The organism is Leptospira ainlahdjerensis (genome assembly GCF_016919175.1).
Taxonomy (GTDB): Bacteria; Spirochaetota; Leptospiria; order Leptospirales; family Leptospiraceae; genus Leptospira; species Leptospira ainlahdjerensis.
On the sequence record NZ_JAFFPU010000076.1, the window covers coordinates 1 to 15,301 of the forward strand.

At 41.7% G+C, this 15,301-nt stretch carries 17 protein-coding genes; 10 read left to right on the plus strand and 7 right to left on the minus strand.

The features are described 5' to 3' along the window. The 5 genes from JWG45_RS20805 to JWG45_RS20825 all read left to right on the plus strand — a co-directional run. Nucleotides 1-750: RHS repeat protein (locus tag JWG45_RS20805; RefSeq protein ID WP_332476860.1), on the plus strand; the 750-nt coding region annotated here is incomplete at its 5' end. Next, nucleotides 751-1,230 (plus strand): hypothetical protein, encoded by a 480-nt coding sequence (locus tag JWG45_RS20810; protein WP_205281529.1) that lies wholly within the window; start codon nucleotides 751-753, stop codon nucleotides 1,228-1,230. Between the two features lie 185 nt (nucleotides 1,231-1,415). Then, nucleotides 1,416-1,847 carry a hypothetical protein gene (locus tag JWG45_RS20815; protein WP_205281530.1) on the plus strand — a complete coding sequence of 144 codons (432 nt, stop codon included), beginning with the start codon at nucleotides 1,416-1,418 and terminating at the stop codon, nucleotides 1,845-1,847. A gap of 118 nt (nucleotides 1,848-1,965) precedes the next feature. Further along, complete coding sequence (locus JWG45_RS20820; RefSeq protein ID WP_205281531.1) at nucleotides 1,966-2,985, plus strand: hypothetical protein; 1,020 nt, start codon at nucleotides 1,966-1,968, stop codon at nucleotides 2,983-2,985. A gap of 170 nt (nucleotides 2,986-3,155) precedes the next feature. Continuing rightward, nucleotides 3,156-3,359: a 2-hydroxymuconate tautomerase family protein gene (locus JWG45_RS20825; protein WP_069608231.1), complete on the plus strand. Its 204-nt coding sequence runs from the start codon at nucleotides 3,156-3,158 to the stop codon at nucleotides 3,357-3,359. Nucleotides 3,360-3,656: 297 nt separating this feature from the next. Here the strand turns inward: JWG45_RS20825 and JWG45_RS20830 are convergent, their stop codons facing one another. Both JWG45_RS20830 and JWG45_RS20835 read right to left on the minus strand, forming a co-directional pair. Then, the gene (locus JWG45_RS20830; protein ID WP_205281532.1) at nucleotides 3,657-4,277 is read right to left on the minus strand and encodes an MORN repeat-containing protein; all 621 of its coding nucleotides are present in this window, start codon (nucleotides 4,275-4,277) and stop codon (nucleotides 3,657-3,659) included. 322 nt (nucleotides 4,278-4,599) lie between these two features. Continuing rightward, nucleotides 4,600-5,808 carry a metallophosphoesterase gene (locus JWG45_RS20835; RefSeq protein ID WP_205281533.1) on the minus strand — a complete coding sequence of 403 codons (1,209 nt, stop codon included), beginning with the start codon at nucleotides 5,806-5,808 and terminating at the stop codon, nucleotides 4,600-4,602. A gap of 198 nt (nucleotides 5,809-6,006) precedes the next feature. On the opposite strand from JWG45_RS20835, the gene JWG45_RS20840 reads away from it, so the two are divergent. The 3 genes from JWG45_RS20840 to JWG45_RS20850 all read left to right on the plus strand — a co-directional run bounded on the left by JWG45_RS20840 (nucleotide 6,007) and on the right by JWG45_RS20850 (nucleotide 9,776). Continuing rightward, nucleotides 6,007-7,770, plus strand: coding sequence for a GAF domain-containing SpoIIE family protein phosphatase (locus JWG45_RS20840; RefSeq protein WP_205281534.1), 1,764 nt, complete (start codon nucleotides 6,007-6,009; stop codon nucleotides 7,768-7,770). A 582-nt stretch (nucleotides 7,771-8,352) separates the two neighbouring features. After that, nucleotides 8,353-8,637, plus strand: a complete 285-nt coding sequence (locus JWG45_RS20845; protein WP_205281535.1) for an LIC10816 family protein — start codon at nucleotides 8,353-8,355, stop codon at nucleotides 8,635-8,637. Nucleotides 8,638-9,125: 488 nt separating this feature from the next. Continuing rightward, complete coding sequence (locus tag JWG45_RS20850; RefSeq protein WP_205281589.1) at nucleotides 9,126-9,776, plus strand: DsbA family protein; 651 nt, start codon at nucleotides 9,126-9,128, stop codon at nucleotides 9,774-9,776. On the opposite strand, the gene JWG45_RS20855 is transcribed toward JWG45_RS20850, so the two are convergent. The 4 genes from JWG45_RS20855 to JWG45_RS20870 all read right to left on the minus strand — a co-directional run bounded on the left by JWG45_RS20855 (nucleotide 9,773) and on the right by JWG45_RS20870 (nucleotide 12,177). After that, entirely contained in the window at nucleotides 9,773-10,159 is a 387-nt protein-coding gene (locus JWG45_RS20855) for a phage holin family protein (protein ID WP_205281536.1), read from the minus strand. The two genes, JWG45_RS20850 and JWG45_RS20855, sit on opposite strands and share 4 nt — an antisense overlap. Before the next feature lie 12 nt (nucleotides 10,160-10,171). After that, nucleotides 10,172-10,360 (minus strand): hypothetical protein, encoded by a 189-nt coding sequence (locus JWG45_RS20860; RefSeq protein WP_205276865.1) that lies wholly within the window; start codon nucleotides 10,358-10,360, stop codon nucleotides 10,172-10,174. 134 nt (nucleotides 10,361-10,494) lie between these two features. After that, on the minus strand, nucleotides 10,495-11,187 hold the full coding sequence (locus JWG45_RS20865; RefSeq protein ID WP_205281537.1) for a class I SAM-dependent methyltransferase: 693 nt from the start codon (nucleotides 11,185-11,187) through the stop codon (nucleotides 10,495-10,497). 12 nt (nucleotides 11,188-11,199) lie between these two features. Continuing rightward, nucleotides 11,200-12,177 (minus strand): hypothetical protein, encoded by a 978-nt coding sequence (locus JWG45_RS20870; RefSeq protein ID WP_205281538.1) that lies wholly within the window; start codon nucleotides 12,175-12,177, stop codon nucleotides 11,200-11,202. A gap of 210 nt (nucleotides 12,178-12,387) precedes the next feature. On the opposite strand from JWG45_RS20870, the gene JWG45_RS20875 reads away from it, so the two are divergent. Together JWG45_RS20875 and leuA2 are read left to right on the plus strand one after the other, a co-directional pair. Further along, entirely contained in the window at nucleotides 12,388-13,020 is a 633-nt protein-coding gene (locus JWG45_RS20875; RefSeq protein WP_205281539.1) for a tetratricopeptide repeat protein, read from the plus strand. Nucleotides 13,021-13,211: 191 nt separating this feature from the next. Beyond that, nucleotides 13,212-14,594 carry a 2-isopropylmalate synthase LeuA2 gene (gene leuA2, locus JWG45_RS20880; protein ID WP_205281540.1) on the plus strand — a complete coding sequence of 461 codons (1,383 nt, stop codon included), beginning with the start codon at nucleotides 13,212-13,214 and terminating at the stop codon, nucleotides 14,592-14,594. A 6-nt stretch (nucleotides 14,595-14,600) separates the two neighbouring features. Here the strand turns inward: leuA2 and JWG45_RS20885 are convergent, their stop codons facing one another. Next, nucleotides 14,601-15,215 (minus strand): TetR/AcrR family transcriptional regulator, encoded by a 615-nt coding sequence (locus JWG45_RS20885; protein WP_205281541.1) that lies wholly within the window; start codon nucleotides 15,213-15,215, stop codon nucleotides 14,601-14,603. Nucleotides 15,216-15,301 lie beyond the last annotated feature (86 nt).

Genomic DNA, 15,301 nt, shown 5'->3' on the forward strand with positions numbered 1-15,301 from the left:
TTTTACAACGCTCGTTATTACGATCCGGGGATCGCAAGGTTTACCAGTGCGGACACGGTCATCGATGGGGAGTGGGACACACAAGGGTGGAATCGATTCTCGTATGTGAAGGGAAATCCGATTGGGGCGAAGGATCCGACGGGGCATGATGCGATTGTTTTCCTTTGGGGAGCACAAAATGGTGTCGATGTAGGTCATGCTGGCATTGCTGTCGAAGAATATGATAGACAAAACAAAAGCAAAGGAACATATAAATATTACGGACTATGGCCAAAAAAGGGATATCAAAAAACAGACGACACAAGAATCACCCGAGAAGCGCAAATTGCGGAAATGACCCTTGCAAAGGATGATAAATCCCTTAAAGATTTTACAGAAAGAGAAGGGAGATCTGCCGATGCAATATATAGAATTAAAAGCAATCAGTCAAAAGATCGAATGACATTAAATACTCTTAACGCTTTTATTAAAAAGAACGAGGGTTACAATGCTGAAACCCAAAACTGTACAACATTCTGCGCGCTGGGTGCCAATAAAGCACTTGGAAAAACCTTAGTCACAAAAGAAACGATTGAACCTAACCAAAAGGGAGAATTAATACTTAGACTTCAAGGCCAAACAGGTAGAACATCCATTTCATTTGATAGCCCGACAAAGCTTAATGAATCTCTTAGAAATTCAAAAAATGTGGAAGTAGTTAAGGATCCAGGAGATAAAATGAAACCAATCTTAGAGACTTTAAGAAAGTAAATGATCAGAAAAAAAATAATAATAGTTTTAGCTCTATTTTGCATCATTATTGTGAATTCAATTGTTTCAGAAAAATTACCTCACGAAAGATTTGAACTCTCCCCTGTTTTCAACCCACTATTGACTACGATGAACTTTTTAAACGCTATAAGAGAAAGCAATATTGACGAAAACAGTTATCTTTTAGACAAGCCTAAGATCTTGAAAGACTTACGTTCGCGTCATACTTATTTAAATCAAATTGAATTTGAAGATAGATTTAATCTTTGTTTACTGGGAGGCAAAATATTTAAAGTACCCTACCCTGTAAAAATTAGAGATACATTGGATGTAACAATCAGCTATGAAGGACACAATGCGAAAGTCACTATAAATATTCATAACCGTCCCTTTGATTTTCTACTATCAAGAATTGATGGTAAAGAACCATGGAAAATTACCGGTGGCACCTACTTTGACTTAATTTGCAAAGAAGATTAATTAAAATTAAGCTAAGTCATCAAAACCTACTAAACCTTAAAGAAATTCTTTAATATATCAATTTTCAATAACGAATAAGCGACAAATATATCTCTCTAAACAAAATTCGTAGTAAGGTTTTCGAAAGAGAAGGGAAACGTGGTGGTGTTAGATAATTTGATTTTAAATAATATTACAAATATACTATGGATTCAAAGAATTTTTTTATTCAAACTGTAAGCCAATTTTTAAGATTTCTTAACAATGATTATAATTTCATAGGTCCTATCGTAGAAGAAAAAAAGGAAATTAATTTCGTAAATGTTTATTTTTTTAAAAAAAACCTTGCTATCGAATTAATTCTAGACTGCCGAGACGAAATCTTTGAATGCAAAATTTCTAAATTAATAGACGAAAGAATTCCAGAAAATTATGCACTTGACGACAAAGGAATGCTTGTTAGACAAAGCCTCAGCCAACTTTTAATGTTTCGCGGAGTAAGAAAGAATCTTCACACAAAGAGAAGCAATTTACCCTTTGATAAACGAATAAAAATCCAACTCCAAGATTATATTAAAATGTTAAAAGAATACGGATCCGATATCCCGGAAGACAAGTTAATTTCATTAGGGAAATAGAAGAAGTCAGGACGGTGCAAAGCTTCCTACCTTTCTCAACCATCCCCTCCCCCAATTCCTTGACACCCCGACGAATCTCTTCTACACATTCCCTATCGTGAAAAAAGTCATCCCGTGTTTGCTCCTGCTATTCGTCTTCTACTTTGTTTTGAGAGAAGGCGCGTCTTATTTGTATCAGTCCAAGGAAGAAGCGAGGGTTTACAACACGGGGTTTTACTGGCTTTCGAAATCCGATCTTTCGTCAAAGTATCAATCCGATTCGTTTCTCTTTCCGTATCTGCTATACAAACTCAATGCCGATTTTACGCCGGCGCAGTTTTCCAGGCTTTGCAATGATATACAAATCGGGGCGACACTTCTGTTGGTTTTTTATTTTGCTTTTGAGTTCGGCTGGCTCGCGGGGGTGTTTATCGGGCTTTTCGTTTTGTTTTCACCGCTCATTTTGATTCAGAAGGTTTGGATCGGATTTCCGGATCACCTAACGTATTTCTTTTCGGCGGCGACTTTGATTTTTCTGGATCGGGTTTCTAAAAATCGGTTTTGGTTCGGAGCCTTGTTCGTTGTTCTTTTGTTAGGCGCTTGGAATCATTTCTATCAGTTCAGTATCATCGTCTGTATGTTGGTCTTGGTCCAGGGGATCGTCGAAAAAAAGATCGAAGTCCGGACGATCGGGCTTATCTTTAGCACGCTGATGATCGCACGTATTCTTTCTCTCCTCTTCTTTTACTTCAAAGGAATTCCTTTCGAGGATTCTCGGTTTTCTACGATCCAGAACGAATCTTTTTCCAAATGGATCGAGATCAACACGACGGTTCCTCACTTGGCCCTATTCTCTTTTTTCTTCGGGAATTTTGTCTTTTTTGCGGAGAGGTTCTTTCGAAAGAATTTTTTAATATTGATTCCTTTCGGAATCTCTTTAGTCGTTACGTTTTTTACATACGATACTACGAGGGTCTTCGTCCACCTCTTCTATCCTTCTTGGATTTTTCTCTGGCTTTTGTCCTTTCGAAAGGAAAGAGAATTTTTTCATAAGAATCTAAAGTATTACTTTGTTCTGATATTGATTTCGCTTATCCTTTTAGTTTTGGTTCCTCGCTTCTTTATCGAGGCCGGCGGTGTAAATTATCTTCTTCCCTGAAGAAGTGTTTTCAAAAAAATCTTTTTTCACAACTCCGAAATTCTTTTTCCTTTTCACTATAAAAAGACCGATTTTAAATAAGAATTTGGGTTCCTCCGAAAAATCCTCCGTTGATTCCGGAGCCTAAGAAATAATTCCTTTTTTCAAAATCAATCACCGGAGAACCGCTTATGCCCTACGTCAATATTCGAATCACAAAAGAAGGAGCGACCAAGGAACAAAAGGCGCAGTTGATCGCAGGGACCACACAGCTTCTCAAGGACGTCCTTGGTAAAAATCCCCAGACTACTTTTGTAATCATCGACGAGGTGGATACGGATAATTGGGGAATCGGCTTTGATCAGGTTACGGAGCTTCGAAAGAAGGGGAATTGATTTCTCTTTTTGAATTCAAATGCGATTTCGCATTTCGGAATATTTTTTTTAAACGCAAGGATCTTTTGCATCTAATATCAACTCGCGTTAGACGACACAGGACAGGATTTTTCGGTTATCACGGGTAAAACATAGAAAAGTGCGTTTATCTTGCGTTATGGGATCGATGCGGAGTCAAAAAATTGCTTTTCGTCTCTGGCTTTCTCTTAGAATGAATTTTCTCAATTTTTTGACTGGAGCGGAGAGCCCGGTCCGAGCGCGTGAATCAAAAGAAAGTTTCGCGAGGAAACGCCCAAATTATTTTCTGCAGTTCATCTGATTTCGAATGATGGAACATTCTTTTTTCTTTTTTCCAATGCTCAAGAAACCTTCAGCACTTTCTCCGTCTTCGTAAAATCTTCCGCTAAAGACGGCGCCGCTTGCAAATCGATAGGTTCCGATTCCTGCTTTCTTATCGTTTTGAAAATTTCCTGAAAATCGGTCCCCGTCTTTGTAGAGAATATTTCCGCTTCCATGTCGCTTATCATTTTTGAAGGATCCGGAATAAACTTCGCCGGATCCATAGACATAGATTCCGTTTCCGTTTTTGCAATCTCCGTTTTTACATCCCTGTGAGGATCCGAGATAAGACGAGGGCGATTTGTTTTCTTTTTTCTTTGGTTCGTATCTTTCCGAAACTTCCGAACTTTCTTCCGGTTCCGAATATTTCTTGGGTTGTCCGAGCGCGTCTTCTTGGAAGAATTTTCTTTCCTTCAATTCGGGCTCCAACTCTAAGTCGTTCTTTTTGGATGCGCTCGTCTTTGGATTTTCTTTCTTGGGGGTCCCTTTATTTTTCTTTCCGCAATCCATTGCCGCAAAAGAAATCAGGAATATCATCCCTATCGTGATCGTAATTCGATTGGTTCCGAAAAGGACCATCGTTCGCCCTCCATTCTAAGTCCTTTCTTAGAATATCGGATTTAAGAATGCTCCGGAAAAGGTTCCTCTTTGAGAATCCTTCTTGGTCCTTTCTTTTTTTTGAGGGAGTTCCTACTTTTCGATTCTTGCAGACGCGCCCATTTTGTGGGAACTCCCTCGCTTTCCAGTCGGGAATCATTTGTTCCGACAAACTGACCCTTCCAAAAACTTCTTGAAGACGGACTTCAAGTCCGCCTCAAGGTACCATCGGAAGGAGTTCCTACTTTTTCGGTCTTTCCTGATTTGAGAATGATCCAACCTTCTTCAAGGCAGAACGTAAATCTTAAGATTCTTTCTTCAGCTGTATCACGCTGATTTCGGACGGAGCTCCGAGACGCAGAGGAGGCCCCCAATAACCGGTGCCCCGACTTACATAGATCCAGGTCGATTCGTGTCTGTGAAGTCCCGCGACAAATTTCTGTGCGAGATAGATCAAAATATTCCCCGGAAAATACTGACCTCCGTGTGTATGACCGGAAAGCTGAAGATCAAAGCCAGCCTTCGCACTTTCAAAAACGCTGTTGGGTTGATGCGCGAGAAGAATCTTGTAATCTCCATTCTCCCCACCACTCATCGCCTTATGAGGATCGGTCTTGTGTTCTTCTATGATCGATCCCGCCTTAAGATCGGTAACACCCGCGAGCGTAAGATGGGCGCCTCCGTGTTTTAGGATTTTGTTTTCGTTTAACAAAACTTGAATTCCGTGACCTCTCAGTTCTCGAATCCAAGAAAGTGCTCCGGAATAGTACTCGTGATTTCCGGTCACAAAAAAAGTCCCGTGTTTGGATTTAAGATCCGCAAGAGGAGTGATATGATGTCCGAGTTTACTCACCGGTCCGTCCACGAGATCTCCCGTGATCGCAATCAAATCCGGTTCGAGTTCGTTGACGGTTCTCACAACGGATTCTAAGAATTCTTTTTTGATCGTAGGTCCGATGTGAATGTCGGAAATCTGAACGATCCGAAAACCTTCCAAAGAAGAATGAAGATTCTTCTCTAAAACATCGACGGAAATCACTTTCAACTTTTTATGAGCCTGATAAAATCCAATCCCGGTCAATCCACCGGCAAGTCCCAAGACGGAAAAACTGAGAACCTGATTTAAAAAATCCCTTCTCTGGATCAGATCCGAGCCGTCTCCATTTTCGGCTCCGGAAACATTTGGAAAAACGCTCGTAAATCCGTGAAAGGAAGCCGTGGTTATGTCTTTCAAAATCACAAGGCTCAAAAGGATCGTAAAAAAACCCAGCCCAGTGAATGCGAGATAAGAAAAAGCGGTCTGAATTCTTTCCTCATTCGATGTAAGACTGATATAATAACTTACGGGAATGCTCAAGGTGAAGAGGAAAATCAATCCCCATGCAAGCCAAGAAACCCAACCCTGAGCTCCAAGCCCGGGAATCAATCGAAAACCCGTGTACGCATAACCCAATGCGATGATCAGGGTAAAGACCGAAAGAAAAACGAGGAACCGAGAAATCTGATTTTCCATTACTTTAATAAGACCGATTCAAATCTCCGAAGTTTCTCCCTTTTAAACTTTATAAAGCGAATCCCCTTTTTTTGAACAAAACGAAACACCTTTCTTCGCTTCCTCATATCGTTAAGCGAATTAAAAATTTTCAGTCTTTCGGAGATTTCCAAACCCTTGACGAACCTTCCATTTCCTGTAGGATTGACAGAAATCTCTATGACTCGCACTGATTTAGAATTTCAAAAATTGAAGAGTATTCTCAACACGAGTACGATCTTAAATGCCAATTTGGATCTTTATCAGCTCTTGCCCTTGATCATGCTCTATTCCAAGGATCTCTTGGAGGCAGAAGCGAGTTCTCTTTTTCTCCTAGACGAAACCGGAGAATTTTTGTTTTGCGAAGTCGCCCTCGGAGAGAAAGGCGAAATCATCCAAAAATACGGACGTTTGGATGTCGGGCAGGGAATCGCCGGCTGGGTCGCAAAAGAGAAAAAAGCCATCATTTTAGAAGACGCGTATTCGGATCCGAGATTCAATCAGGATTGGGATAAAAAGACCGGATACAGAACCCGTTCTCTTGTCTGCGTTCCCCTCTTCGTGGAAGATAAGATCATCGGAACTCTTGAAATTCTGAATAAAACGAAAGAACGGGCCTTTGATTCTTCCGATCTGAATTATCTTTCTTCTTTGTCCGAAGTGGCCGCAATCGCGATTCAGAACGCCAAAATTCACGACAATCTCAAAAAAAGAATCTTAGAGCTTTCCCTTCTCTACGAATTCGAAAAACTCATCGTTTCGGAAAAAAGCATTCACGAACTCGGAAACTGGGTTTTGGAAAAAATCTTAGAATTCTTAGAAGCAAGAACCGGAACGATCTATCTCGCGGACCACAAAAGTAAAACCCTGAGAATCCTCGCGGCCAAAGGAATTCCAAAAGAAGCGGTTCATTCGATCGTAGTACCTTTCGGAGAAGGAATCGCCGGCTGGGTCGCTCAGGAAAGAAAAAATCTTCTCATCCAAAACTTGGAAGAGGACAAACGATACAATCAAGACGCAAAGTATAAGTTCGAAGCGAACTCTTTGATCTCTTCCCCTCTGATCTACAGAGACGAACTTTTAGGAGTGATCAGCGTCAACAGTAAGAATTCCGGTTTTGCCTTTCACGGAAACGACCTCGAAATGTTAGGCGCGATTGCGAACCGACTTTCCGTAACGATTAAGAATGCGGATCTTTTTCACAGAGTTGTCGATTCCGATCGGGAATTGCAAAGAGCCAGAGAAGTGATGTCGAAGGTAATTCCGACCACGATCCCTTACATCAAGGGTTTGGAAGTCGGAGCTCAACATATCCCCTACTCCAATGTCGGAGGGGATTTTTATAGTATCTTTAAATTGGATACGGAGAGAACCGGTTTTCTCATCGCCGATGTTTCCGGTCACGGACTTTCCGCTTCGGTGATCGCCGCCGTGATGAATACGATCATCTCCACTTACGACAAAGAAACTCTTTCCAGTCCTTCCCGCTTTTTTACGGGTCTCAATCACGCTCTGAACAATAAGATGGCCGGGAACTTTGTGACCGCGTTTTACTGCGTGATCGATACCGAAAAAAATTCGATTCTTTTTTCAAACGCGGGTCACAACCACCCTCTTCTTTTACAAAATGCGACGGACACGATGATTCCTCTCGAGACAAAAGGAAAACTCATCGGAGTCATTCCGGATCTTTTCTTTGAGGAGAATTCGACTGCGTTCCGAACCGGAGATCGTCTCGTTCTTTACACCGACGGGCTTTCGGAACATTCTTCCGAAGATAGATCCAAACGATACAGCGAAGAATTGGTTTCTCTTTCGATACGGAAATCGGTTTCCAAAGAAGTAAAAGACGCTTCCGCACAGATCGTCGGAGACAGCGTCGATTACTGCAATCGTCCTAAGTTCGACGACGATGTTACTCTTCTTGTGATCGATCGAAAATAGAATTCTAAACTTCGCTTTCTTTCACAAAAAAATCCCGTTAAAACCTTTGAAAAAAGAATTTTAACTCGAATCCTTGTTTTAGATCTAAAGACTAAAAATTTTTCGTAGGGAATTGATCGCAATTCAGGATCGAAAATTCCGTCCCTCTAAGCCCAAACGAAGAATGAATTCAAATTTCAAAATCCTTTTTGTAAAATTTTTAGCGCTTCACAAAAAGAAAAATCGTGTCTTCTGAACTCGTCTTTCTTTTTCCCAAAAGAGAAAATAACAAATCATATTTTTATAATATTCTTTCTTTGTTTTTTTCCAAGAATTCTTATAACGAACTTCGTTCGCCCGTTCCTTCCGTTCATCCAATCCAAAGAATCGGTTTCTTTTTGAAAATTATTGATTTCAGTTTCAAACACGAAAAAGAGGAGAAACGTCATACGCCTTTGTAGGATCATTTTTTAATCCAAAGTTGTTAGGAGTTAAGTTGAACAAGCATTATATAATATATCGAATAAAATAAAATTCGTGAACCTTTTCGTAATCGTTGAGAACCCCTTCGAGTCTAACTAGATGAAATAAGGAGGGTTCACCATGAATGCAATCACGATCTTTGCGCTTGCGTTGTTGGCAGTTCCTGTTTTTGCCCGTTTTGCTCGGGTGACAAAAGAAGCGATGGGGAGATATCACCTGATCGGCTTGGGAGGTTTGTTTTTGATCTTGGGAGAAGCAACCCGGATGACGGCGGATAAAATCGCGCCGATCGCCACACTTCTTCCTTTCATTGACATTGTCACTGTGGTCTTAGCTTACGCGGGGGTTCTTTTCGGGACACTGTGGTTATCAGTGTATTATATAAAACACCCGAATGAAATTTGAAAATTCTTAAACAAGAATGACATTAAAAAAGGCGGGGCTATCCCGCCTTTTTTAATGTACGAAGAATCCAAGGAGAATTCGAAAATATTTTTTTTGGGGGAAAAGGAATTCTTCCGTGATTTTCTTTCGTTCGGATTTCTAGTTTGATTTTAAGTTTTTTTCCAAGAGCTTTTGGTTTGTCGGAAGAAAGGAAATCTTTCCCGACCTTGGGATCTTTGTTCTTCCCAGATCTTTCTCTGAAAAAGTAGGAACTCCCAAAAAACGAGCCGCCCGAGCTCCAAAAAAATCTCTAAAAAAGGCGAATTTTGCGGGAACTCCCGCACCAAACAGTTCTTCTTTCAAGCAAGGCTTTTCCGCGAAAAATGCGGGAACTCTTCGTTGAAAAGAAATCCTTCGGTGATACAATGAAAGTAGGAACTCCCAAAAAAGAATGGCCTTCCGCGCAATCCGAATCATCCTTTGGAAATCCAAACATTGAGGGAACTCCCTTGAACCAGAACGATTCTCTCCAGCATTCCATACTCTATGCCGCCGATCCTCTCTGCCCTTGGTCCTACGGCTTCGGCCCGGTCTTCGAAAAAATCCAACAAGAATACAAGGACAAGATTCGTTTTTCTCTGGTTCTCGGAGGACTTCGTTTTGGAGAAAGTGCAGTGCCGCTCACGTCCGAATTTTCCCGAGTATTAAAACACGAATGGAAAGACGCCGAGGCTCTCACCAAACAACCGTTTCAACTTGAAATTCTCGAAAAAAAAGAACTGAAATACGACTCTTTTCCCGCTTGTCGGGCGGTGATCAGCGCACAAAAAATCAGACCTGAAATCGCATTCCAATATTTGCATGGACTTTCCAAAAGCTTTTATCATGAGAATCGGGATCCGACTTCTCCGGAAACGTTCCTCGGACTCGCGGAAAAATTTGAGATCTCAAAAAAGGAATTCTTATCGGTCTTTGAAGACAAGGATACGGAGGCGGAAACCCTCAACGATTTCTATTTCGGTTTTTCTTTGGGAGTGAGCGCGTTTCCGAGTTTGGTATTTTCGGACGGAATGGAAAGCGGCATCCTTGCAAGAGGATACCATTCTTACGAACAACTGGATTCTATCTTAAAAGATTATTTTAGAGCGGTTCGATTCTAAATTTTTTTCTTTTCCTTTTTTCTTTCTCTGGACTCCGTCTTTCCCACATAGTTTGCAAGGACGAGAAGAATTCCTCCTAAGAACGCCGACCAAAAACCCGGAACCGAAAGGGTTCCGGGAAACCAATCCCCGATGATCAAGATCACCCAAGCGTTGATGATCAAACCGATCAAACCCAAACTTAGATAATAAAAAACGATTCCGATTCCAAGAGTCATGATGATCAAGATGAGTCTCATAATCGCATTGATAAAAACAAAGGCAAAGACGACGATGATGGAATTGATCCAACCGCCGACGACGTGGAAATTGGGATGAATCAATGGAAAAACGAATTCCACAACGAGAGACATCAGGATGAGAGAGAATAAAAGATGGGTCATAACACTTCCGCTTTAAACATAAACGTCGACATTCTTCCCGATGGAAGGAGGAGGAGAACCCGGAGGCACAACTTCGGAATCGGGGCTCTTCGTCTGATTATCCTGAGTTGCTACGATCTCCCTGGAAGAAGAACCGGTGGAAACCGGAGCAATGGAATCTGAAAACAAAATCTGTCTGGACCCGACCGCCATATAAGACATACCATCCCCCTTCCCTATCTTTAGAATGAATTCTAAAGGTTATTGTTTGAAAAAGCATCCTCTCTTAAAAGGAAAAATGAGGGATTTTTGTAAAAAACTTTCAAAAGAAGAATTCGCGCGATAAAGGATATCGCTCATTTTCTTCCGTAAGCGCCCGTAACGATGCCTCCGTACCAGCTGAATAGATTTACTTGGGAAAAAACCGAACGAAAGTTCGATTCGTCTTTTACGATGCTTCCATAAGAATCGATCGAATGAGACAAATATTTTTTTCCAACAAAGGGAAGTAGGAAGAATTTTCCCAATCCGGGAAGAAAATATCCGAAGTAGAAATTCCAGATAAAAGAAGACAATCCGTCTTTCGGTCTGGATAACTCGGTAAATACAAAAGTCCCCGAAGGTTTTAGAATCCGATACACCTCGGAAAAAAGAATCTTTCTCTCTTCCGCCGATAAAGACTTCAATCCGAACGTACAACTGACCGCATCGCAAGAGGCGGAGGAGACGGAAGAAAAAAGCGCGTTCTCCGCGAAATACGTCACATTGTTTTCTCCAAAACGAATCCTCGCTTTTTGAATCATTCTTTCGGAAATATCCACTCCGAGAATCCGGTTTGTACCGAATTTCTTTCGAATCATTCCGATAGTACTTCCATCCCCGCACATCAGATCACAAACGGTTTCACCTTCGGCTATCTTCAAAGTAGTGAGAGAACGTTTTCTCGTCAATGTCGCCAAACCGAACGAGAAAAAATTCAAAAGATGATAACTCGAAGAAAAACGATCGAAAAACTTTTTTTGAAAACGAACCCGATTCAAAAATCTCATATCGATCCGCCTTTATTCATCTTCATTCTCTTTCTTTTCAAGATTGAGTTTGATCTTTTCTAAAACGTGTTTGTGCATCTCGTCGATCAGATAATCCGACCATAACTTCCAGTAAAGTTTAGGGCCTAGACCGTTGACGTATCTTGTGGTCGCGACAATTTTCACTTCCTCCTCGGAGATGGGAACCAGACTAAATTCTCCGAAAGAAGCCCAGATCTTTCCTCGGATATGTTTCGGTTCCACCTTTCCATAAAAGGAAGTTTCCTTCATCGTAACCTGATGCGAAGGAAACGAAAACTTCATCGTTTTGTTTTCGATAAACTCTTGTATGATTGCGGAAGTGGATCCGTTCGTATAAACACAGTTCAAAAAGAAAACTCCGTTCTTTTGCACCACTTCCATCGATACGGGATACGAAACTCCATTGCGGAAGAAAAAATTCTCCGCCTCTCCGAATGTAAAAGGAGAAGTGATCCGTTTCCATATCTTAGGAGCGGAAGAACGAACTATGATCGAAGTTTTGATTTCATTTGTCCGAGAGGACGAATCGCTCCAATCAAAAACGTGAGCCGATATGTTGCAAAAAAGAACGATCAACACGACAAGATACTTCGACCAAACTCGATTTTGAATTTTATAACCGATCCAAGCGCCGATGAGAAGAGGAAGAAGCGCGAGAGGAAGCGCCATTAGAATACAGATAAAACCTTCCTTTCCGATAAAAAGAAAACCCAAAAGAAGAATCCCAACCGGAAAGACCGTGATCGAAAGAATTTCGCCGAACGTCGCTTTGTTGTGAAAGGCGCGGAGGAAGGCGATAAGAATTCCGATTGAAAAAGGGATCGCGACGAATAAAGCGACTCCGTAGGCTCCGCTCAAAGCAAAAAAAGGAGCCGAAATTAAAAAGAATAAAAGAAAAACGATCACAATTCCAAACATCCAAAAACCCAACTCGCGACGTGCGTAAAACGAGTTCTTCGGCGATTCCATAATACATTCTCCCTTTAAAAAAATTAAATCGAACCTAACGTAAAAAATCTTCCTTGTCAATCCATATTTTTGAACATGTTCAAAAATAAACTATAAAATCGAAGACTCAGCCCATTCTGCTAAAAAGTTTCGTTCCGCCGATTCTCAAAAGGATTTACCGTAGAATTCTTCGGGTGAGAATGGATTTGTCACACGGGATATTTTCTAAAAATGAAACTGCAACAAGCCTTAGAATTCGTAAAAAAGGGAAATCTTCCCGGAGCCAAAGAAGCGCTCGTTCAATATCTCAAAGAAAACCCGGAAGATCCGATCGGGAATTATCATCTCGCGATGTGCCATTCGTATCTGAATGAACTGGAACCCGCGGAAGAACGTTTTAGCAAAGCGATCTCACTCGACGATTCTTTCGTGTCCGCAAGAGTCGGACTCGGCGTTTTGTATGCGAAGAAAAAAGATAAACCGAAGGCGGAAATTCAATTCACAAAAGCGCTTGAGATCGACGAAAACAACGTAAATGCAAAGAAGAATCTGGCTTCGCTTTATACCGGAACCGGAAATTATAAAAAGGCTCTGGATCTATATCTTTCCACTCCGGAATCGGAAAGAAAGGACATCGTATCTTTGTATGCGATTTCATTTTGTTATCTGAAGTCGGACCAACTTCCCCAAGCTCGGAAGTTCTTTCAAGAATTGGAAAAACTCCCCGTACCCGATCCGATGAAAAAAGATATTTCCGAACTCAAAAGTCTGATCGAAGAAAAAAATATCGAATCCGAAGGAATCTGGACTCTTCTCAGGAAACCCGATTCTTCCGGCGAATCGACGTATAACGAGAAATCCTAATTCTTATCAGAAATCGAAAAGAGGACTTCGGTTTAAAAAATTCTTGTATTTTTTTCCGATCCTTTGCAGTCTGAGTTTATATATGTTTCGTAATCTTCTACCGGGCCTCAATAGTCTTGAGCTTCTTCTCCTCCTTAGTTAGGGGGAGCCGGTAGAGTTGTAAAAAAATACACGAGCCTGCTCCTCCTGGAGTGGGCTTTTTTGTTTTCGGAGAATTCTCTTTCGAAAAACCCGCTCCTGGATCCGGCCGGCAAAAGGAGAAAACAATGAATCAAGACTCGAAATCTGGAACCGTTGAATCAGTTCGAGAAATAACCTCTTTCGGAAACAAAAAGGAAATCCAATCCTTTTCCGAAATTTTACAAAACCCTCTTCCGAAACATCCGCCCTTCTTTATGGACGTGACCTTGAGAGACGGCAACCAAGCGCTTCGTAAACCTTGGAATCTTGATCAAAAGGAAACGATCTTTCGTCAGCTTTTGAAACTCGGAGTACAAGGAATCGAAGTCGGGTTTGCGTCCTCCAATGATCAAGAATTCGAAGCTTGCAGTTATCTTTCTTCTATCGCGCCTGAAAACGTAGTCATCTCTTCTCTTTCGAGAGCGGTTGAAAAGGAGATCGAAATTTCTTGGAAGGCGATCCAGAAAGCTCCGAAACCAAGAATTCATATCGTGTATCCGATCTCGGCGTTTACGATTGAAAACGTTTTGAAAACAACTCCGGAAAAAGTTTTGGAAAGAATTTCAGAATCCGTCGCTTACGCAAAGAGTCTCGTCGGTTCTCGCGGTGAGGTTCAATTTTCAGGAGAACACTTCGGCGATTCTCTGGAAAATTTGGATTTTGCCATAGAGGCCTTTCGCACCGCTTTGAACTTCGGTGCCGACGTAGTCAATCTTCCGAATACCGTGGAACGGTATCGTCCTTGGCTTTTTGTTTCGATGGTTAAGGCCGTGACAAACTCTCTTCCCGAAGACACAAAAATCTCCATCCACACTCACAACGACTTGGGAATGGCGACGGCAACCACCGTCGAATCCTACTTTTCAGGAGCCGTTCAACTGGAAACCGCCTTAAACGGATTAGGCGAAAGAGCGGGAAACACCAACACATACGAAGTCGCGATCGCACTTCACAACTGCGGAGTCAACGTTCCTCTGAATTTTTCGGCGATCTATGAAACTTCGCGTCTGGTTTCTTATCTTTCGGACGTACCCATCTACGAAAAAGCGCCTTTGATCGGAGAAGACGTGATCTCTCACAGATCCGGAATTCACCAGGATGGGGTCGCAAAGACCCGGCATCTTCAAAAAGGCGCCTATCGCGCGTTTGACGCCGGTTTAATCGGAAGACCCGAAGGGGATCGAATCGAATTTACGAGTCAGTCTGGGAGAAGCGCGGTATTTTGTATTTTAAGAGACGCCGGAGAAGAAATCACTCTCGAAGATGCGGGAAAACTGCAGCCGATCTTAAAAAAAATCTCGGAAGAATCCGGAAAGGGCGAACTGAGTTTGGAAGAGATTCAAGTGGAATGGAAAAAGATGAAAGCCCTACCTCAAAAAACTTCAGTAGAATGAAAATTCTTACTTCGCGATTTTAGCAGGTTCCGCCACCGAATTCATGATTCCGTAAAAAAGGATATGATGGATTTCCTGCTGTAACTGAATCATCGAGTAAGGAGAGTTGAGAAGAAGTTCCGGAGTCGCGGTCATCTCGATCGCGGAATTGATCAAAGCGGCAAAGATCGTAGTGTTTACGTCGCTCCGGATCTCTCCCCTTTCGATTCCTTGTCTGATTAGGGTTTGGATCGATTTCGAAATGGCTTCGGTCCTTACTTCTCTGATATAAGCGTAGTGGTCCGGAGCCTGGTCTCTGATCTCCAAAATGAACTCGTTGGCGCCTGCGGGGAATTGACTTACCTTGAATTCGTTGATCGCTTTTACTTTTTCATGGACAGACAGGGATTCGTCTTCGCTGATCTCCATGATCTTAGTGCTCATTTTTTTGTGTTTGGCGCTGAGAATTTCAAATAGGAGGTGGTTCTTATTTTCGAAGTGTTTGTAGAGAGTCTTTCTGGAAATTTTGAGAGTTCTCGCAATTTCCTCCATTCTTGTTTTCGCATAACCGTATCTTAGAAAAAGCTCAAGAGCCTTCTCCATGATTCGGAGTTTTACTTCGTCCTGCTCCATCACACTCATTGTTCCTAACTTCCACAATTTGAAACTCTTTTTTATATTCTAAACTTTCAAAAGTTCAACCGAGAATTATTGTGTTCGTGCGCTTT